General features: G+C 69.0%; 16 protein-coding genes. 12 read left to right on the top strand and 4 right to left on the bottom strand.

Annotated features, from left to right (window positions below; genetic code table 11):
* The 5 genes from ACE3P2_RS08700 to ACE3P2_RS08680 all read left to right on the top strand — a co-directional run.
* Positions 1-1125 (top strand): YhdP family protein (locus ACE3P2_RS08700; protein ID WP_374263491.1); only part of this gene is annotated, 1125 nt, incomplete at its 5' end.
* A gap of 28 nt (positions 1126-1153) precedes the next feature.
* The gene (locus ACE3P2_RS08695) at positions 1154-1969 is read left to right on the top strand and encodes a carbon-nitrogen hydrolase family protein (RefSeq protein WP_374263489.1); all 816 of its coding nucleotides are present in this window, start codon (positions 1154-1156) and stop codon (positions 1967-1969) included.
* Positions 1970-1996: 27 nt separating this feature from the next.
* Positions 1997-3454, top strand: coding sequence for a metalloprotease TldD (gene tldD / locus ACE3P2_RS08690; RefSeq protein ID WP_374263487.1), 1458 nt, complete (start codon positions 1997-1999; stop codon positions 3452-3454).
* Between the two features lie 3 nt (positions 3455-3457).
* Positions 3458-4252 carry a type IV pili methyl-accepting chemotaxis transducer N-terminal domain-containing protein gene (locus tag ACE3P2_RS08685; RefSeq protein ID WP_374263485.1) on the top strand — a complete coding sequence of 265 codons (795 nt, stop codon included), beginning with the start codon at positions 3458-3460 and terminating at the stop codon, positions 4250-4252.
* Positions 4253-4258: 6 nt separating this feature from the next.
* Complete coding sequence (locus ACE3P2_RS08680) at positions 4259-4798, top strand: hypothetical protein (RefSeq protein ID WP_374263483.1); 540 nt, start codon at positions 4259-4261, stop codon at positions 4796-4798.
* 21 nt (positions 4799-4819) lie between these two features.
* On the opposite strand, the gene ACE3P2_RS08675 is transcribed toward ACE3P2_RS08680, so the two are convergent.
* Positions 4820-5908 (bottom strand): PA0069 family radical SAM protein, encoded by a 1089-nt coding sequence (locus ACE3P2_RS08675; protein ID WP_374263481.1) that lies wholly within the window; start codon positions 5906-5908, stop codon positions 4820-4822.
* Between the two features lie 189 nt (positions 5909-6097).
* On the opposite strand from ACE3P2_RS08675, the gene aroG reads away from it, so the two are divergent.
* A complete protein-coding gene (gene aroG / locus ACE3P2_RS08670) occupies positions 6098-7183 on the top strand; it encodes a 3-deoxy-7-phosphoheptulonate synthase AroG (RefSeq protein ID WP_374263479.1) in 1086 nt (361 codons plus the stop codon).
* A 17-nt stretch (positions 7184-7200) separates the two neighbouring features.
* Here the strand turns inward: aroG and ACE3P2_RS08665 are convergent, their stop codons facing one another.
* Entirely contained in the window at positions 7201-9114 is a 1914-nt protein-coding gene (locus ACE3P2_RS08665; RefSeq protein ID WP_374263477.1) for a diguanylate cyclase domain-containing protein, read from the bottom strand.
* Positions 9115-9336: 222 nt separating this feature from the next.
* On the opposite strand from ACE3P2_RS08665, the gene gluQRS reads away from it, so the two are divergent.
* The 4 genes from gluQRS to ACE3P2_RS08645 all read left to right on the top strand — a co-directional run bounded on the left by gluQRS (position 9337) and on the right by ACE3P2_RS08645 (position 12181).
* Positions 9337-10242, top strand: coding sequence for a tRNA glutamyl-Q(34) synthetase GluQRS (gene gluQRS, locus ACE3P2_RS08660; RefSeq protein ID WP_374263475.1), 906 nt, complete (start codon positions 9337-9339; stop codon positions 10240-10242).
* A gap of 77 nt (positions 10243-10319) precedes the next feature.
* Positions 10320-10877: a glutathione peroxidase gene (locus tag ACE3P2_RS08655; protein WP_374263473.1), complete on the top strand. Its 558-nt coding sequence runs from the start codon at positions 10320-10322 to the stop codon at positions 10875-10877.
* Positions 10878-10978: 101 nt separating this feature from the next.
* Positions 10979-11764 (top strand): SDR family NAD(P)-dependent oxidoreductase, encoded by a 786-nt coding sequence (locus ACE3P2_RS08650; protein WP_374263471.1) that lies wholly within the window; start codon positions 10979-10981, stop codon positions 11762-11764.
* 174 nt (positions 11765-11938) lie between these two features.
* A complete protein-coding gene (locus ACE3P2_RS08645; protein ID WP_374263469.1) occupies positions 11939-12181 on the top strand; it encodes a hypothetical protein in 243 nt (80 codons plus the stop codon).
* A 32-nt stretch (positions 12182-12213) separates the two neighbouring features.
* Here the strand turns inward: ACE3P2_RS08645 and ACE3P2_RS08640 are convergent, their stop codons facing one another.
* Positions 12214-12558 (bottom strand): hypothetical protein, encoded by a 345-nt coding sequence (locus tag ACE3P2_RS08640; RefSeq protein WP_374263467.1) that lies wholly within the window; start codon positions 12556-12558, stop codon positions 12214-12216.
* A gap of 190 nt (positions 12559-12748) precedes the next feature.
* Here ACE3P2_RS08640 and ACE3P2_RS08635 point away from each other — a divergent pair, with 190 nt between their 5' ends.
* A complete protein-coding gene (locus ACE3P2_RS08635) occupies positions 12749-14188 on the top strand; it encodes a PLP-dependent aminotransferase family protein (RefSeq protein WP_374263465.1) in 1440 nt (479 codons plus the stop codon).
* A 23-nt stretch (positions 14189-14211) separates the two neighbouring features.
* On the opposite strand, the gene ACE3P2_RS08630 is transcribed toward ACE3P2_RS08635, so the two are convergent.
* Entirely contained in the window at positions 14212-16086 is a 1875-nt protein-coding gene (locus ACE3P2_RS08630; RefSeq protein ID WP_374263463.1) for a potassium transporter Kup, read from the bottom strand.
* Positions 16087-16335: 249 nt separating this feature from the next.
* Between ACE3P2_RS08630 and ACE3P2_RS08625 the strand changes: the two genes are divergently transcribed.
* Positions 16336-17655: a citrate transporter gene (locus ACE3P2_RS08625; protein WP_374263461.1), complete on the top strand. Its 1320-nt coding sequence runs from the start codon at positions 16336-16338 to the stop codon at positions 17653-17655.
* The last annotated feature ends 61 nt before the right edge of the window (positions 17656-17716 follow it).

Raw genomic sequence — 17716 nt, 5'->3', positions numbered from 1 at the left:
GCCGATCCGGCCGCCGCGGGCGAGGGCGGCTTTCCCCTGTCGGGCCTCGCGCTGCGGGCCGGCGAACTGCAGATGCTCGGCCACCGCCTCAGCGACGTGAATCTGCGCGCGGTGATGGAGGAGGGCGGCTGGCAGGCCCGGCTGGCGAGCCGCGAAGCCAGCGGTGACATCGTCTGGCGCGACCAGGGGCGCGGACGGCTGCAGGCGCGCTTCCGCCAGCTGGCGCTGGGCAACGGGGCCAGGGACGGCGCCGCCGACGCGCCGCGTCCCGACGAGGAGCGCCTGTCCGAGCTGCCCGGCCTCGACATCAGCGCCGACAGCTTCGTGCTGCGCGGCAAACAGCTCGGCCGCCTCGACCTGAAGGCCGCCAACCGGGGCGACACCTGGCGACTCGAGCAGTTTTCAATCGCCAACCCTGACGGCACCCTGTCGGGCAACGGCGTGTGGCGGCCCGGCGCAAAGGAGGAAACGCGGCTGAACTTCAAGTTCGACGTGGGCAACGTCGAGAAGATGCTCGCCCGCCTCGGCTATCCCGAGGCTGTGCAGCGGGGCAAGGGCGTGCTCGACGGCGAGCTGGCGTGGCGCGGTCCGCCCACCGCCCTGCACATTCCCAGCCTGGGCGGCAAGATGCGCGTGCAGGTCGAAAACGGCCAGTTCGCCCAGCTCGAACCGGGCGTCGGGCGGCTGCTCGGGGTGCTCAGCCTGCAGGCGCTGCCGCGGCGCATCACCCTCGACTTCCGCGACGTCTTTTCCCAAGGATTCGCCTTCGACCGCATTTCCGGTAGCATCCAGATGAATAACGGCGTGCTGCGCACCGACGACCTGGAAATCTTCGGTCCGGCGGCGCGGGTCTTCATGAGCGGCGAGGCCGACGCGGCACGGGAAACCCAGAACCTGCGGGTGCGGGTCCAGCCAACGTTGTCGGAGTCGATCGCGGTCGGCTCCGCCATCGCCACCACCGGCATGATCCACCCGGCGGTCGGGCTCGCGGCCTACCTGGTTCAGAAGGCGCTGCGCGACCCGGTGGAGAAACTGTTCAGCTTCGAATACGCAGTGACCGGCGGATGGTCCGATCCCAAGGTCGAAAAACTGGCGGCCCGCCCGGCCGCCGCGCCCGTACCCTGACACCGTCCAGCCGCCCGAGGAAGCGCCCATGACCCGTCGCCCCGCCTGTCGCATCGCCGCCGTCCAGATGGTTTCCGGCCCCGATGTTGCCGCCAACCTCGCCGAGGCCGAGCGCCTGATCGCCCAGGCTGCCGACGCCGGCGCGCAGCTGGTGGCGCTGCCCGAATACTTCCCCCTCATCACCCCCGACGAGACCGTCAAGGTGCGCATCCGCGAGCGCGACGGGGATGGCCCGATCCAGGCCTTCCTGAAGGACGCGGCGGCCCGCCACAAGGTGTGGCTGGTCGGCGGCTCGATGCCGCTCGAGGCCAGCACCGCCGACAAGGTGCGCAACACCACGCTGGTCTTCGACGACACCGGACGTCGGGTAGCCCGCTACGACAAGGTGCACCTGTTCGGCTTCCAGCGTGGCGGCGAGCGCTACGACGAATCGGCCTCCATCGAGGCCGGCGACGACGTGGTCACCTTCGAGGGGCCGTGCGGCAGCGTCGGCCTGTCGATCTGCTACGACCTGCGCTTCCCCGAGCTTTTCCGGGCGATGGGCGACGTGGACTTGATCGTCCTGCCCGCCGCCTTCACCTACACCACCGGCCGCGCCCATTGGGAAGTCCTGCTGCGCGCCCGCGCCATCGAGAACCAGTGCTACGTGCTGGCCAGTGCCCAGGGCGGCACCCATCCCGGCGGCCGCCGCACCTGGGGCGACAGTCTGGTCATCGACCCCTGGGGCGAAGTCGTGGCGCGCCTGGCCGAAGGGCCGGGCGTGGTCGTCGCCGACCTGGACCCGGCCCGCATCGCCGAGGTGCGCGCCAGCCTGCCGGCCCTCAAACACCGCAAGATCGGCTGAAACAGCGCCATTCAACTTCGAAAGACCATGAGCAAGAACGCCTCCCCGAATCCGCTGAAAACCGCCAGCAAACTGCTGCTCAAACCCTACGACCTGGATTTCGAGGATCTGGACAAGGTCTTCGGCAAGCTCTTCCGCCACAAGCTCGACTACGCCGACCTGTACTTCCAGTATCACCGCTCGGAGGCCTGGAGCCTCGAGGAGGGCATCGTCAAGTCGGGCAGCTTCAACATCGAGCAGGGCGTCGGCGTGCGCGCCATCACCGGTGAGAAGACCGCCTTCGCCTACTCCGACGACATCAGCCTGAAGGCCCTCAAGGACGCCGCCGCGGCCACCCGGGCGATTGCCGACAGTGGTCGCCGCAAGGCCCACAAGATCGAGGCGGCGCGCAAGATGCCGGCGCCGCTGTACCTGCCGGACAACCCCCACGGCTCCCTCGACGACGTGGCCAAGGTCAAGTTGCTGGAGCGCCTCGAGGCGATGGCCCGCGCCGAGGATCCGCGCGTCAAGGAAGTCATGGCGAGCCTCGTCGGCACCTGGGAAGTGGTGCTGGTGGCGCGCAGCGACGGCCACCTGGCCGCCGACGTGCGCCCACTGGTGCGGGTCTCGGTGACCGTCATCATGGAAGAGAACGGCCGCCGCGAGCAGGGCTCCGGTGGCGGGGGCGGGCGCTACGACTACGGCTACTTCAGCGATGCCGTGCTCGGCGAGTTCGCCAGGGCGGCGGTGCATCAGGCCCGCGTCAACCTCGGTGCCGGCCCGGCGCCGGCGGGCATGATGACCGTCGTGCTCGGCAACGGCTGGCCCGGCATCCTGCTGCACGAAGCCATCGGCCACGGTCTCGAAGGCGACTTCAACCGCAAGGAAAGCTCGGCCTTCAGCGGCCGTATCGGCCAGCAGGTGGCGGCCAGGGGCGTCACCGTGGTGGACGACGGCACCCTGCGCGATCGCCGCGGCTCGCTGACCATCGACGACGAGGGCAACCCGACCCAGCGCACCGTGCTGATCGAGGACGGCATCCTCACCGGCTACATGCAGGACATGCTCAATGCCCGCCTGATGGGCGTCAAACCCACCGGTAACGGGCGCCGCGAATCCTTTGCCCATCTGCCCCTGCCGCGCATGACCAACACCATCATGCTGGCGGGCCAGCACGAGCCGGGCGAGATCATCGCGTCGGTCAAGAACGGGCTGTACGCGGCCAATTTCGGTGGCGGCCAGGTGGATATCACCTCGGGCAAGTTCGTGTTCTCGACGTCCGAGTGCTATCTCATCGAGGATGGCAAGGTGACGCGCCCGGTGAAGGGTGCCACCCTCATCGGCAACGGCCCCGACTGCCTGACCCGGGTCTCGATGATCGGCAACGACCTGGCGCTGGACCCCGGCGTCGGCACTTGCGGCAAGGATGGCCAGAGCGTCCCGGTGGGCGTCGGCCAGCCGACGCTGCGCATCGACGGCCTGACCGTCGGAGGCACTGGAGGTTGAACCATGAAGCGGCGTGAATTCCTGATTGCGGCGGGTCTGCTGCCTGCGGCGCGCGCGTTCGCCGCCCCGGCGGCGGCCGGTGCGGCGCCGGCGGGGTTGTCCCTGCAGGCGGCCATCAACCGCGCGGGGCGTCAGCGCATGTTGTCCCAGCGCTGTGCCAAGGCGTGGCTGCTGCTCGTGGACGGTGTGGTGCCCGATCGCGCCCGTTCGATCCTCGACCAGTCGGTGCGCCTGTTCGACCAGCAGATGGCCGATCTCAAGGGCACCCAGCCGAACGACGAGGTGCGCGCCGCGTGGGGGCTGCTCGACCAGGACTGGAGCCGCTACCGTCCGTTGCTGCTCGATCCACGCGGCGACGTTAAGGCGGTGTGGGCGGGCAGCGAGGCCGTGCTGGCCGCGGCGCAAAAGCTCACCGTCGCCTACGAGCGGGCCGCGGGCAGTTCGGCCGGGCGCTTGATCAATCTGTCGGGGCGTCAGCGAATGTTGTCCCAGCGCATGGCCAAGGCCTACCTGTTCCACCAGATGGGCATCAACCCGGGCCCCGCGCGGGAGATGCTGGATACGGCGATGAAGGAGTTCGCCAAGGCGCACGACGAACTCAAGACCGCGCCTCAGAACACCGCCCAGATCAAGTCCGAGCTCGGGCTGGTCGAGCAGCAGTGGTTCTTCTTCCAGAACGCCCTTGGTATGCAGGCGGGTGACCGCAAGAAGGGCATGTCCGACGTGGCGACCACCAGCGAGCGAATCCTCGAACAGATGGACGCCGTGGTGTCGTTGTACGAAAAAATCGCGGGTTAGGCGGCGATGCCCCAGCGTTCTTCCTGGCGCGTCGTCGCCCTGCTGGCCCCACTGCTGCTGACCGCCTGTGCGACGCCGTCTTCGTCGCCGGATTCCCTGCGTCGCCTCGATCCGGCGGCGTCGGCCTTGCTCGACGCCGCGCGGCGCAGCGGCCCGCTGTCCCTCGACGACATCGTGCGCAAGTCGCGCGAGGGGGTGGGCGCCGCCGCACTGATCGACGAGATCCGCCGCACCGCGACCCACCACGCGCTGACGCCGGCCGAAGCCCAGCGCCTGCGCGACCAGGGCGTGGCCCAGGCGGTGCTGGACGAACTGGCTGCCGCCCAGGAACGCTGGGCCCGTGACGAGGCCACCGCGGCGAAGGTTCGCCGCGACACCGCCCAGGCTGCCGCCGAAGACCGCGCTCGCGCCGAGGAGGAGCGCCGCCGCCGCACGTATTACGGCCCGACCTACTCGCCCTACTACGACCCCTTCTGGCCCCATGGTTACCCTTCGGGCCGCTTTGGCTACGGCGGCTTCGGCTGGGGCGGCTACTACCGCCGCTGATCGCCCGCCGCTCGGTGCTCGTCAGAAAAGATCGAGCTGTCCGTCGAGCCGTGGTGGGCGGAACCGCGTGGTGACCAGCGCCCGTCGCGTGCGATTGAGCCCCAGCTTTTCGCACAGCCGGGCGAGGCGGCGGCTGTAGAGGTCGGCGAACACGCCCTCGCCACGCATCCGGTGGCCGAAGCGGCTGTCGTTGAGCGCGCCGCCACGGAGCTGGCGCAGCAGGCTCTGGACGTGTCCGGCGCGGTCCGGAAAATGGCTGTGGAGCCAGTCGTCGAAGAGCGTCTTCAGTTCGTGGGGAAGGCGCAGCAGCACGTACCCGGCCGATTCGGCGCCCGCCCCACGGGCGGCTTCCAGCACCGCTTCCATTTCGTGATCGTTGATGGCCGGGATGAGCGGCGCGAACAGTACGCCCACCGGCACCCCCGCCGCGTGCAGGCGTGCCATCGCCGCCAGGCGTCGGGCCGGCGATGCCGCGCGCGGCTCGAGCTTGCGGGCGAGGGCGGGATCGAGGGTGGTGATCGACAGCATGACCTGAGCGAGCCCATCCCGCGCCATGTCGGCCAGCAGGTCGACGTCCCGTTCGATGAGGGCCGACTTGGTGACGATGGAAACCGGATGGCGCGTTTCGGCGAGGATTTCGAGGAGCTGGCGGGTGAGGCCGAGGCGCCGCTCGACGGGTTGCCAGCCGTCGGTGTTGATACCCAGCGCGATCGGCCGGCAGCGATAGCCGGGGGCCGCCAGCTCGCGGCGGAGCACGACGGCCGCGTCGGGCTTCCAGGCGATCTTGGTCTCGAAATCCAGTCCCGGCGACAGGCCCAGGTAGGCGTGGCCGGGGCGAGCAAAGCAGTAGGCGCAGCCGTGCTCGCAGCCTTTGTACGGGTTGACGGACTGCTCGAACGGCACGTCGGGCGAGCTGTTGCGGACGATCACCGAGCGGGCGTGGTCGATCAGCAAGGTGGTGGGCGGGCCGGGCACGGCGTCGTCGGACGGCTCGGCAGCCAGGTCGGATGTGCCCCAGCCGTCGTCGAAGGCGGCGCGTTGCCAGTCGGCGTAGCGGGTGCCGGGATTGAGGCGACTGCCTCGCCCCCGGTGCAGGGCGGGTGGCTTCATGGTTTGAGCTTAATCTATAAAAAAATACAGTTCAAGCCAACCCGTGATCGCTTGCGGAGCGCAGCGCAGCGCGTACCGACGATGCCTGCGACATGCGCCTGTGGCGTATGTTGTGGCGCTGCGTGGCCCGCGGCGGGCGCATCGGCTAGAATCATCGATTCCCTCAAAAGCAAGCCGACAGGATTCACCATGCCTTCCACCTCGAAAGTCCACATCGACGACGTCCGCATCAAGGCGATCAAGGAGCTTGCTCCGCCGATCCATGTGCTGCGGGAATTTCCCGCCACGGTCAAGGCCGCGGCGACGACCTTCGAGGCGCGCAGCGCGATCCACCGCATCCTGTTCGGCGCGGACGACCGCCTGCTGGTCGTGATCGGCCCCTGTTCGATCCACGATTACGACGCGGCGATGGAATACGCGCGCCGCCTCAAGGCCGAGGCGGACCGCCTGAAGGACGACCTGCTGATCGTGATGCGGGTGTACTTCGAGAAGCCGCGCACCACCGTGGGCTGGAAGGGCCTCATCAACGATCCGCACCTGGACGGCAGCTTCGCGATCAACGAGGGCTTGCGCCTGGCGCGCCAGCTGCTGTCGGATGTGAACGAGCTGGGCCTGCCGGCGGCCACCGAGTTCCTCGACATGATCACGCCGCAGTACCTCGCCGACCTGATCTCCTGGGGGGCGATCGGGGCGCGCACCACCGAGAGCCAGGTTCACCGCGAGCTGGCGTCGGGGCTGTCGTGCCCGGTGGGCTTCAAGAACGGGACCGACGGCAACGTGCGCATCGCCGTCGATGCGATCAAGGCGGCCCAGTCGCCGCACCATTTCCTGTCGGTGACCAAGGCCGGCCACTCTGCCATCGTGTCCACTTCGGGCAACGAGGACTGCCACCTGATCCTGCGCGGCGGCGCCGGCCCGAACTACGACGCGGCGAGCGTCGAGGCGGCCTGCAAGGACCTCGCCACGGCGGGTGTGCAGGGCAAGCTGATGATCGACTTCTCCCACGCCAACAGCCGCAAGCAGCACCGCCTGCAGGTCGAGGTGGCGCGCGACGTGGCGGGCCAGATGGCGGCGGGCAACGACCGGATCATGGGCGTGATGGTGGAGTCGCACCTGAAGGAAGGCCGCCAGGACCTGAAGCCCGGCGTCGAGCTGGAGTACGGCAAGAGCATCACCGACGCCTGCATCGGCTGGGAAGACAGCCTGGTGGTGCTCGACGTGCTGGCCGAGGCGGTGCGTCAGCGTCGCGTGCGCAGCACCGACCTCTCGGCCTGAGGGGCGGTCCGCGCCGGCTAGTAGATCACTTCGAAGTGGGGAACGGTGGCCGGTGTGCCGCCGTCCCGGCTTTCGATGCGCGCCCCGCCGCGCCGCTTGGCGCGGAACATGCGCATGTCGGCGACCTTGATGAGTTCGTCGGCGCTGCCGGCGTCCTCGGGGAAGGTGGCCACGCCGATGCTGGTGCCCACCGGGTGCGGGGGGCGACGCTCGGTGAGCGGTTCATTCACCGTGGACAGGATGGCCGCGGCCACCCGCTGCGCCTCCGCTGGATCGTCGAGGGTGTCGAGCAGCACGACGAATTCGTCGCTGCCGAGGCGTGCCACCGTGTCGCTGGCCCGCACGCACTGGCGGAGCCGGTCGGCGGTTTCGAGCAGCGCCTGGTCGCCGGCTGCGTGACCGCCCAGATCGTTGATGCGCCGGAAGTCGTCCAGATCGACGAGGATCAGCCCGACCCGATCGCCGTGGCGCTGGGCGCGGGCAATCGCGAGGTCCAGCCGGTCGGTGAGCAGGCGCCGGTTGGGCAGCCCGGTGAGGGCGTCGTGGTAGGCCAGATGACGGATTCGTTCGGTGCTGCGCACCTGCTCGGTGATGTCCACGGCGATGCCGTGGTGTCCGAGGAAGGCGCCGTGCTCGTTGAGCCGCGGGGTGCCGTTCAGGCTGAGCCATAAGGGCGGCCGGGCGCCGTCGGGGAGCTCGACCTGCAGGTTGCGAAAGCCCCGGCCAGCCTCGAAGGCGGCGCGCACCGCCGCCGCCTGCTCGGCCCGCAGCTCGCGGCCGGGCCGGTGAAGCTGCCACCATTTGCGGCCCAGATTGCGCTCGAGGGTGTCGTCGCGGGCGCTGGTGTGGCGGGTCACGCAGGTCAGGCGATGCTGGGGGTCGGTCTGCCAGTACCAGTCGGCGCTCTGGCCGATGAGGGCGTGCAACTGCGCGACCATCAGCTCGTCGCGGGCGGAGGCCAGCATCCGGTCGGTGATGTCGAACGCCACCCACACCACCTGGGGCGGCGAGACTTCGGGATCGACCGCCTGTCCAGTGAGTTCGGCCCAGAACAGGCTGCCGTCGCGGCGGCGCAGTTGCGCCGATCCGTGGTAGGTGCCGCCACGGCGGATGGTTTCGGTGGCGGCCAGGGCGTGACGACGCCATTCGGCGCGGCTGGCGAAGCTGCGGGCCAGCCGGGTGCCGGCGAGGCCGTGTTCGGTGTCGCGCATGAGTTCGGCAAAGCGCGGGTTGCAGACCTCGAGGCGATGACCGCGGGAGAGCAGGATCGCCGCGCGGGCGTTGTCGAGCATGGCCTGGTGGTTGCGCACCGGCGGCACGGCGTCGAGACCGTGGTGCGTGGTGCGTTGACGCCCCTCGAACTGCAGGAAATACACCGACAGCGCGAAGACCGCGAAGGCGAGCAGGCAGGGGCCGGCCGCGGGTACCGCCGACGGGGGATTGACCACCGACAGGATGAACAGCGGCAGCAGGCACGCCGAGACGAAGGCCGCGTAAGCGCTGCGCGCGTGGCGGATGAAACCGCCGCCGGCCAGGGCCATGCTGCACAGCACGACGAACAGGATCGCCTGCGCCTGGGGGCTGGCGTGATAGGGGCCGACCAGGGCCAGCGAACCCCAGGCCGAACCGCTGATGATGGCGCCGGCCGACGAGAAGTAGCTGCGCAGCGGTGCGTCGTCGGCGCGTCCGGCGGTGGGTTCCAGGGGGCGCTCGAGGCCGAGCAGCAGCGCCTGGCTGGCGCTCAGGCCGAGCCACCAGGCGAGCAGCTGCCCGCGCTGGTCCACGTGCGGCCACAGGGCCAGCACGGTCGCGATGCCGGCGAGCTGTCCGCCAATCTGGAGCAGAATGCTGCGGAGGCCCGGGCTGGCGACGGCCTTGTCGCGCGCGCGGGAGGCGCCCTGGCCCGGGCTGGAGAGGATGCCGAGTTTCATGCTGCGTACATCTGGCGTCGGTGGGGTTCGGGGACTGCGGTCGGTGGGCGGCGGGGCTGGAGACGGACGGACAGCCCATTTCGACCGGCGGATTATCTAGGTCGGACGGGTTCGGTGAAATATGCCGAAAGACATAGGTTTTTCGATGGGTTTCAGTAACTTGATGATTTAAAAGAGAATGTCAATTTCTGTTAATCTGCGGTTTTGTCGCGGGGTGTTGTCTTGAGGGCACAGTCGGTTGGACGTTTTGCCCCTTCGCCCAGTGGCCCGCTGCATTTCGGCTCGATCGTGGCGGCCGTTGGCAGCTATCTGACCGCTCGCCAGGCGGGGGGGCGCTGGTTGCTGCGTATCGAGGACGTGGATACACCGCGCACCGTGCCGGGGGCGGCGGAGGGCATCCTGCGCACGCTGGCGCGCTTCGGTTTCGAGTGGGATGGGCCGGTGGTCTGGCAGAGCGCCCGTACCGATGCCTACGCGGCGGCGCTGGCGCGCCTCGACGCGGCGGGCTGGATCTTCGGCTGCGCTTGCACGCGCAAGGAAATGGCGGATTCGGCGCTCGCCCGCGACGGTACCCGGCGTTACCCGGGCACCTGCCGCGCGGGGCTGCCGCCCGGGCGCGCGGCGCGAGCGTGGCGCCTGCGGGTGGTGCCGGGGCTGATCGCGTTCGACGATGCGGTGCAGGGGCGCGTCGAGGAGGACGTGGCGGCCGACGTGGGCGATTTCGTGCTGCGACGGGCCGACGGGTTGTTTGCCTATCAGCTCGCGGTGGTGGTGGATGACGCCGAAGCCGGCGTCACCGAGGTGGTGCGCGGCGCCGATCTGCTCGATTCGACGCCCCGCCAGATCCTGCTCCAGCGCCTGCTGGGGTATCCCACGCCGCGCTACGCGCATCTGCCGGTGGCGAGCAACGCGGCAGGGGAAAAGCTGTCGAAGCAAACCCTGGCGCGGGCGGTGGACGGCGCCGATCCGGCCCGCGTGCTGGCGGACGCGCTGGACTTTCTCGGTCAGGCGCCGCCCGCGGAGCTGGCCGAAGCTGGTCTGGCGACGCTGTGGCAATGGGCGATCGACCACTGGTCGATGGAGCGGGTGCCGCGTTCGCGGGTGGTGCCGGCGCCGGCTTACGGTTGAGCGTGTCGAACTCGTCGCGCCGTTGGCGGTCCATCTCTGGCAGCGTGCCGCTTGTATCAACCCCAAGGAGATTTTCGATGAAACGCATCGCTTTTGCGCTGTTGCTGGGCCTCGGCTTGCCCGGTTTGCCCGCGTGGGCGGCCGATGCCTGCCCGGCGCTGCTCGATCACCGCTTTGCGCGGCTGCAGGACGACGCGCCCCAGTCGATGTGCGACTACCGCGGCAAGGTGCTGCTGGTGGTCAACACCGCCAGCTATTGCGGGTTCACGGGCCAGTACGACGGCCTCGAGAAGATGTACGCCAAATACCGCGATCAGGGATTGGTGGTGGTCGGCTTCCCGTCCAACGACTTCGGCGGCCAGGAGCCGGGCAGCAACAAGGAGATCGCGGATTTCTGCCGCCTGACCTACGGCGTGAAGTTCCCGATGTTCGCCAAGTCCGACGTGGTGGGCGCCCGTACCAACCCGCTGTATCGCCAGCTGGCGGCCGCAACCGGCGAGAAGCCCCAGTGGAATTTCCACAAATATCTGATCGACCGCAGCGGTACCAGGGTGCAGAGCTTCCCCAGCAAGACCTCGCCTGACAGCCCGGCCTTCGTCGCCGCCGTCGAGAAGGCGCTGGCCGCCCGGCCCTGACCCGCGTTGCCCGCCGGCAAAGGGCGGGCCGATGAACTACGCTGGAAAGGTGCCGGCCGCCCCGTTCGGGCCGCCGTGCGGTTTCGTGGGCGGGAGGTGCGATGGCCTGGTTTCGCAGCCCGAATACGCCGATTACCGACTGGCGGGGCCGGCGGGTGTGGATCGTCGGCGCGTCCAGCGGTATCGGCGCGGCCCTGGCCGCGGAGCTCGACGGGCGCGGCGCGCGGCTGGCCCTGTCGGCGCGCCGGGCACCGCGTCTGCGCGAGGTGGCGGCCGGGCTGCGCGAGGCGCTGGTGCTGCCCCTCGACGTGACCGAGGCCAGCGCCTTCACACCGGCGATGATGCAGATTCTCGACGCCTGGGGCGGACTCGACCTGCTGGTGCTCAACGCCGGCACTTACGCGCCACTGCGCGCCTGGGATCTGACCGCCGACACGGCGCGCCAAACCGTGCACACCAACCTGCTCGGGGTGATGGACGCGGTCGCGGCGGTCGTGCCGCAGATGCTGCGGCAGCGCGAGGGCGCCATCGCCATCGTCGGTGGGCTGGCGGGCTACCGGGGCCTGCCGCGGGCGCTGGCCTATGGGCCGAGCAAGGCGGCGCTGATCAATTTTGCCGAAACCCTGTATCTCGATCTGGCGCCTCATGGGGTGTCGGTGTTCATCATCAATCCGGGGCTGGTGGCCACGTCGCTGTCGGCCCGTCCGGATTGCGAGCTGCCGACCCTGCTGTCGGCCGCCGAGGCGGCCCGGCGGATCGTTCGGGGCTTTGCCGGCGGGGGCTTCGAGATCCACTTTCCGCTGCGCTTCAGCTGTGTCCTCAAGGTGCTGCGCTGGTTGCCCGACCCGGTGTACTTCAGGCTGGTGCTGCGCCGTTTCGACGAATGACCGCGCGCCCGAAATGGGTTTCGGGCCCGTGGCACGTGGCGGCTTTGTTTCAATGTGCTTCCCGCTTGTGCGCTGCAATGTTCTTTTACGTTGTTGTTCGGTGGCATCTCTAGAATTCGGTCGTCGGAAGCGCCTGCAGTGGCGCGACAGTTGAAGTTCTAGGAGGAGCGCATCATGACCGGTCAGGGCGGCAAGGAATTCGTTTGCAAGGCGTACGCCGTGATGCGGCGGGGCCAGAATCGCTGGGACGGCTGGTACGACATCCTCCAGAAGAAAGACCGCAGCCCGGTGCGCACCTTCGTTCGCGTGCCTTCGCAGGAAGGCTTCGCCGACGCCGATCTGGCCTGCCAGGCCGCCGAAATCCTCGCCGAATGGGATCTGGCCGCCGGCTACGGGGTGCGCAAGCCCGCCTGTTGAGCCACCCGGGCATACCCGTTTTCCTTTTTTCCTCACGTTTCCGTTTCGCGTCGGGCGCAGGTCCGGCGCAGGCGGTCGGTCAGTGCGCGCAGCCGATCGGGCAGGCGCGCTCGCCATCCGTCGGCGCTCGTCACCACGACCAGCGCCTCAGGGCCGTCGACTTCCAGTTGCAGCCAGCCCGCGCAATCGAGCCGGTGGGTGGCGCCGGACGCGAGCCGCTGGCGAGGGCGGTATGGCAGCCCTGCAAGCAGCTGCGGCGGGCCGTCGAGCCAGACGGCGCCATCCAGGACGACCAGCACGCGGCCGGCGTGCAGGTGCATCCGGCAGGTCTGGCCGGCGGTGAGCGCGATGCGGTGTGCTCGCGGAGGCTGTTCCATGATCGGTGATCCAGTGGTGGCGACAGGATCAGCGTAAGTCCCGTCCGGGCCGCCCGAAAGACACAGCGGCAGGCTTTCTGTATCGGTTCAGTGGTGAATTCCGGCATCTGTTATGGTGCGCTTTGCGCCGATCTGTACCTTGGGCCGACCGCCCGCTGTCGGGGATCATGGCGCGATGGAAACCGTGGCCATGGATGACCCGCTTTATCTCCGCGTCGCCGCCCATTACCGGCGCGCCATCGACACCGGCGTGCTGGTGCCCGGCGCGCGGATGCCGTCGCTGCGCACGCTGATGCGCCTGCACCGGGTGAGCCTGTCCACCGCGCTGCAGGCCTGCCGCAGCCTGGAGGACGCGGGCGTGCTCGAGGCGCGGCCACGCTCCGGTTTTTTCGTGCAGGCGCCGCGGCGCAGCACCTTGCAGCCGGTGCGCGAGCCGGAACCGGGTAGCGCCGCGGTGGCCGATCCGGCGCCTTATTCGGGCATTCACGACCGGGTGTCGGATTTTGTGGCGCGTAGCGAGCGCTTTCCGGTGGTGACCAATCTCGCGCAGGCCTTCGGCGCGCCCGAGGCCTACCCCCGCGAGGCGCTCAAGAACGCGGCCCTGCGCGCCCTGAGGCGGCGCCCGGAGGTGCTGGTGAGCCCCGTTCCGCCCCAGGGCGACGCGGGCTTCCGGGCGGTGCTGGCGCGGCGCGCCATGGCGGCCGGGATGAGTCCGACGCCCGATGAGATCCTCGTCACCCACGGCTGCACCGAGGCGATCAACCTCGCCCTGCGCGCAGTGGCCCAGCCCGGCGACCTGATCGCCGTGGAGTCGCCGACGTATTTCGGCTTGCTGCAGGTGATTGAGAGCCTCGGGATGCGCACCCTGGAAATTCCCACCAGCCCGAGTCGCGGACTGTCGGTGGATGCGCTGGCGCTGGCGTTCTCGACCCATCCGGGCCTGAAGGCCGTGGTGGTGGTGCCGAACTTCCAGAACCCCCTCGGCAGCGTGATGCCGGACGAGGAGAAGCTGCGCCTGGTGGCCTTGTGCGAGGCGCACCGGGTCGCGCTGATCGAGGACGACATCTACGGCGCCCTCGGCGATGACGGTCAGCCGCTGCGGACGGCCAAGTCGTGGGACCGCAGCGGCAACGTGATCCACTGCGGCTCGCTGCACAAAGCGCTGGCGCCGGGAATGCGGGTGGGGTGGATGCTGGGCGGGCGCTGGCAGGCGCGGATCCGGATGCTCAAATACGCCCAGAGTCGCCCCAACGACGCGCTGGCGCAGATCGCCATCGCGGAGTTCATGGGCAGCCACGCCTACGATCGTCACCTGGTGCGCCTGCGCCGCCAGCTGAAGACCCAGCGTATGCTCACCGCCGAGGCGATCGCGGCTTATTTTCCGGCCGGCACGCGCCTCAACGTGCCCACCGGCGGCATGACGCTGTGGGTCGAGATGCCCGGCGGGCGCTCGTCGGCAGCGGTGTTCGACGCGGCCCTGGCGGCGGGCATCCGGGTGGCGCCGGGGTTGATGTTCTCCAACACCGGCCGCTTCGACCATTTCCTGCGGATCAGCTGTGGCGCACCGTTTACGGCGCAGATCGAGGCGGCCATCGCGCGGCTCGCGCAGATCGTCGCGGCGGACGGCTGACGGCGCCGCCCGCCGACGGCGAGTCAGATCACCAGCTGGGTGCCCAGCTCGACGACGCGGTTGTTGGGGATCTTGAAGAAGTCTGTCGCGCTGGTGGCGTTCTTCGACATGAAGGCGAACAGTCGCGCCCGCCACGGGTGGATCTGGCGGCCCAGCACGCCGGGGATGACGGTCTCGCGAGAGACGTAGAAGGTCGTCTCCATGATCTCGAAGGGCTCGCCGAGACGTCGGCAGTGCTCCAGCGCCTGCGGGACGTCGGGGTCTTCCATGAAGCCGTAGCGGATCACGATGCGCAGGAAGCCCTTGTCCATGCGGTGCAGGTAGAGGCGGTCGAAGTCGTTGACGTGGGGCGTGTCGGTAGTCTCGACGGTGACGAGGGCGACCCGCTCGTGCAGCACCTGGTTGTGCTTGAGGTTGTGCAGCAGCGCGGCGGGCACGCCTTCCTTCGAGCCGGTCATGAAGACCGCGGTGCCGTTCACGCGGTGCACGTCGTCGCCGAGCATCTTGAGGAAGGTCGGCATCGGCATGCCCTGCTTGGCCAACTCGTAGCGCACCAGGCGGCGGCCGCTGCGCCAGGTGGTGAGCACCGTGAAGGAGACCAGCGCCATCACGATCGGGAACCAGCCGCCCTGAGGAATCTTGATCGCGTTGGCCGCGAAGAAGGCGACGTCCACCACCAGGAAGCCGCCCGCCACCAGCGCCACCAGCAGCGGATGCCAGCGCCACAGCAGCACCATCACGAAGGCCACCAGGATGGTGTCGATCAGCATCGTGCCGGTGACGGCGATGCCGTAGGCCGCCGCCAGGTTGGACGAATTGCCGAAGCCCACCACCAGCGCGACCACCGCCAGGTAGAGCGTCCAGTTGGTGAAGGGGACGTAGATCTGGCCTTCCTCCTTGCCGGAGGTGTGGATGATCAACATGCGCGGCAAAAAACCCATCTGCACCGCCTGACGGGCCACCGAGAAGGCGCCCGAGATCACCGCCTGGGAGGCGATCACGGTGGCCAGGGTGGCGAGCACCACCAGCGGCACCAGCGCCCAGTGGGGCCCGAGGTGGAAGAACGGGCTCTCGATGGCGGCCGGTTCGTTGAGCAGCAGCGCGCCCTGGCCGAAATAGTTGAGCACCAGCGCCGGCATCACGAAGCCGAACCAGGCCAGTCGGATCGGGTAGCGCCCGAAGTGCCCCATGTCGGTGTACAGCGCCTCGCCACCGGTGACCGCGAGCACCACCGAGCCCAGCGCGAGGAAGGCCAGCGACGGGTGATTGACGATGAACCGGGCCGCGTAGGCCGGGTTGAGCGCAGCCAGGACGTCGGGGTGGCGGGCGATCTCGAGCACGCCCAGCAGCCCCAGGATGCCGAACCAGCCCACCATCACCGGGCCGAAGAACAGCCCCACCGTGCCGGTGCCGCGGCGTTGGATGAAGAACAGTCCGGTGAGGATGCCGATGGTGAGGGGGAGCACGTAGCGGGAGAAATCGGGCGAGACGATCTCCAGCCCCTCGACCGCCGACAGCACCGAGATCGCCGGGGTGATCATGCTGTCGCCGTAGAACAGCGCCGCCGCGAAGATGCCCAGCAGCGAGATCGCCCAGGTGACACCGCGGTTGCGGGAGTTCTCGGTGATCAGCGAGAGCAGCGCCAGCGAGCCGCCTTCGCCGCGGTTGTCGGCGCGCATGATGACCGTCACGTACTTGAGGGTGACCAGCGCCATGATCGACCAGAACACCATCGACAGGATGCCGAGGATGTTGTCGGGGGTGACCTCGATCGGATGGTGGCCGTTGAAGATTTCCTTCAGGGCGTACAGGGGGCTGGTGCCGATGTCGCCGAAGACGACGCCGATCGCGGCGATCACCACCGGAGCCAGGGCCTTCTGGGAATGGTCGTGGGACACTGTCGTGTGCTCTCGAGTAAGAGTGGGCGGGAAGGAGGCGGCACGTCGCCCGGCGGTTCGCCGGCGGGGCGTGCGCGTCGAAATTTTCCCCCTTCTGCGTCGCAGCAAATTGACGTGGCTCAAGGGCCGGGCCAGCCCGGCAGGGCGCGCCGCGACGGAATCCCGCCGGGTGTGAAACCCGTCGGGCAGGCTACACTTCGGGCTGAGGCGCCGCAGGGCGCGGGATATCTTGTTTCGCGGGGATTCGTTATGAAGTCGAACGTGCTGCGGTGCTGCCGCGGTCTGGGGATGGGGCTGGCCGGCCTGGGACTGTCGGGCGCGGCCATGGCGGCCGAAGGGCCGGCGCTGGCGGGCATTCCGCTGGATTTCGTCCTGTTCGCGCTGACGCTGCTGGGTGTCGCGCTGTTCCACGATCACACCCTGAAGGTGGGCCTCGTCGGGCTGGTGACGATCTCGCTCTACAAACTGGTGTTCACGGGTTTTCACGCCGGGCCCGGGCTGGCAGGGATGGCCGCGCATTTCGCCCACGAGTGGGTCACCCTGGCCAACCTGTTCCTGCTGCTGATGGGATTTGCGCTGCTGGCCCGGCATTTCGAGAAGACGCGCATCCCGGTGGTGCTGCCGCGCTACCTCCCGGACGACTGGAAGGGCGCCTTCGTGCTGCTGGTGATGGTGTTCGTGATCTCGAGTTTCCTCGACAACATCGCCGCCGCGCTGATCGGCGGCGCCATGGCCCACTCGCTGTTCCGGGCGCGGGTGCACGTGGGTTATCTGGCGGCCATCGTCGCCGCGTCCAACGCCGGTGGTTCCGGTTCGGTGGTGGGCGACACCACCACCACGATGATGTGGATCGCTGGCGTGAGTCCGCTCGCGGTGGTCGAGGCCTTCGTCGGCGCCGGGGTTGCGCTGGTGCTCTTCGGCATTCCGGCGGCGCGGGTCCAGCACGCCCATTCGCCGATCCTCAGGCACGCCCACGAGCATACCCACGTCGATCTGCCGCGGGTCGGCATCGTGGCGCTGATCCTCGCCGCGGCGGTGGTCGTGAACGTGGTCGTCAACGTGCATTTCCCGGCCCGCGCCGACAGTTTTCCCTTCCTCGGCGTGGCGGTATGGGCGGCGATCCTGATCACCGCCGGCATCCGGCGCCCCGACTGGGAGGTGCTGCCGGAGACCTTCATGGGCACGATCTTCCTGCTCTCGCTAGTGAGCTGCGCCTCGATGATGCCGGTCGAGAAGCTCCCCGCCGCATCGTGGCAGACCGCCTTCGGGCTGGGCTTCGTGTCGGCGGTGTTCGACAACATTCCGCTCACCGCGCTGGCGCTCAAGCAAGGCGGCTACGACTGGGGTTTCCTGGCTTATGCGGTCGGCTTTGGCGGTTCGATGCTGTGGTTCGGTTCGTCGGCCGGCGTGGCCCTGTCGAACATGTTCCCGGAGGCCAAGTCGGTGGGCAACTGGCTGCGCCATGGCTGGTTCGTGCCGGTGGCCTACGTGATCGGTTTCGGGGCGATGGTGCTGCTGGTCGGTTGGCATCCCGCCGGCGAATTGAAAGGCGCCGTCGCCGCGCACTGATCCCTCGCCGGGAGGGGGGCGACAGGCTTGCCCCGCGGACGGCCACGCCAAAAGCATGAGA

It is taken from the genome of Zoogloea sp. (genome assembly GCF_041911615.1).
In the GTDB taxonomy this organism is placed as follows: domain Bacteria; phylum Pseudomonadota; class Gammaproteobacteria; order Burkholderiales; family Rhodocyclaceae; genus Zoogloea.
This window is presented reverse-complemented; position numbering and strand designations above follow the sequence as displayed.

Coding starts and splice junctions, on each gene's coding strand:
- ACE3P2_RS08695 (WP_374263489.1), top strand. CDS start 1,154: ATGACCCGTCGCCCCGCCTGTCGCATCGCCGCCGTCCAGATGGTTTCC.
- tldD (WP_374263487.1), top strand. CDS start 1,997: ATGAGCAAGAACGCCTCCCCGAATCCGCTGAAAACCGCCAGCAAACTG.
- ACE3P2_RS08685 (WP_374263485.1), top strand. CDS start 3,458: ATGAAGCGGCGTGAATTCCTGATTGCGGCGGGTCTGCTGCCTGCGGCG.
- ACE3P2_RS08680 (WP_374263483.1), top strand. CDS start 4,259: ATGCCCCAGCGTTCTTCCTGGCGCGTCGTCGCCCTGCTGGCCCCACTG.
- ACE3P2_RS08675 (WP_374263481.1), bottom strand. CDS start 5,908: ATGAAGCCACCCGCCCTGCACCGGGGGCGAGGCAGTCGCCTCAATCCC.
- aroG (WP_374263479.1), top strand. CDS start 6,098: ATGCCTTCCACCTCGAAAGTCCACATCGACGACGTCCGCATCAAGGCG.
- ACE3P2_RS08665 (WP_374263477.1), bottom strand. CDS start 9,114: ATGAAACTCGGCATCCTCTCCAGCCCGGGCCAGGGCGCCTCCCGCGCG.
- ACE3P2_RS08655 (WP_374263473.1), top strand. CDS start 10,320: ATGAAACGCATCGCTTTTGCGCTGTTGCTGGGCCTCGGCTTGCCCGGT.
- ACE3P2_RS08650 (WP_374263471.1), top strand. CDS start 10,979: ATGGCCTGGTTTCGCAGCCCGAATACGCCGATTACCGACTGGCGGGGC.
- ACE3P2_RS08645 (WP_374263469.1), top strand. CDS start 11,939: ATGACCGGTCAGGGCGGCAAGGAATTCGTTTGCAAGGCGTACGCCGTG.
- ACE3P2_RS08640 (WP_374263467.1), bottom strand. CDS start 12,558: ATGGAACAGCCTCCGCGAGCACACCGCATCGCGCTCACCGCCGGCCAG.
- ACE3P2_RS08635 (WP_374263465.1), top strand. CDS start 12,749: ATGGATGACCCGCTTTATCTCCGCGTCGCCGCCCATTACCGGCGCGCC.
- ACE3P2_RS08625 (WP_374263461.1), top strand. CDS start 16,336: ATGAAGTCGAACGTGCTGCGGTGCTGCCGCGGTCTGGGGATGGGGCTG.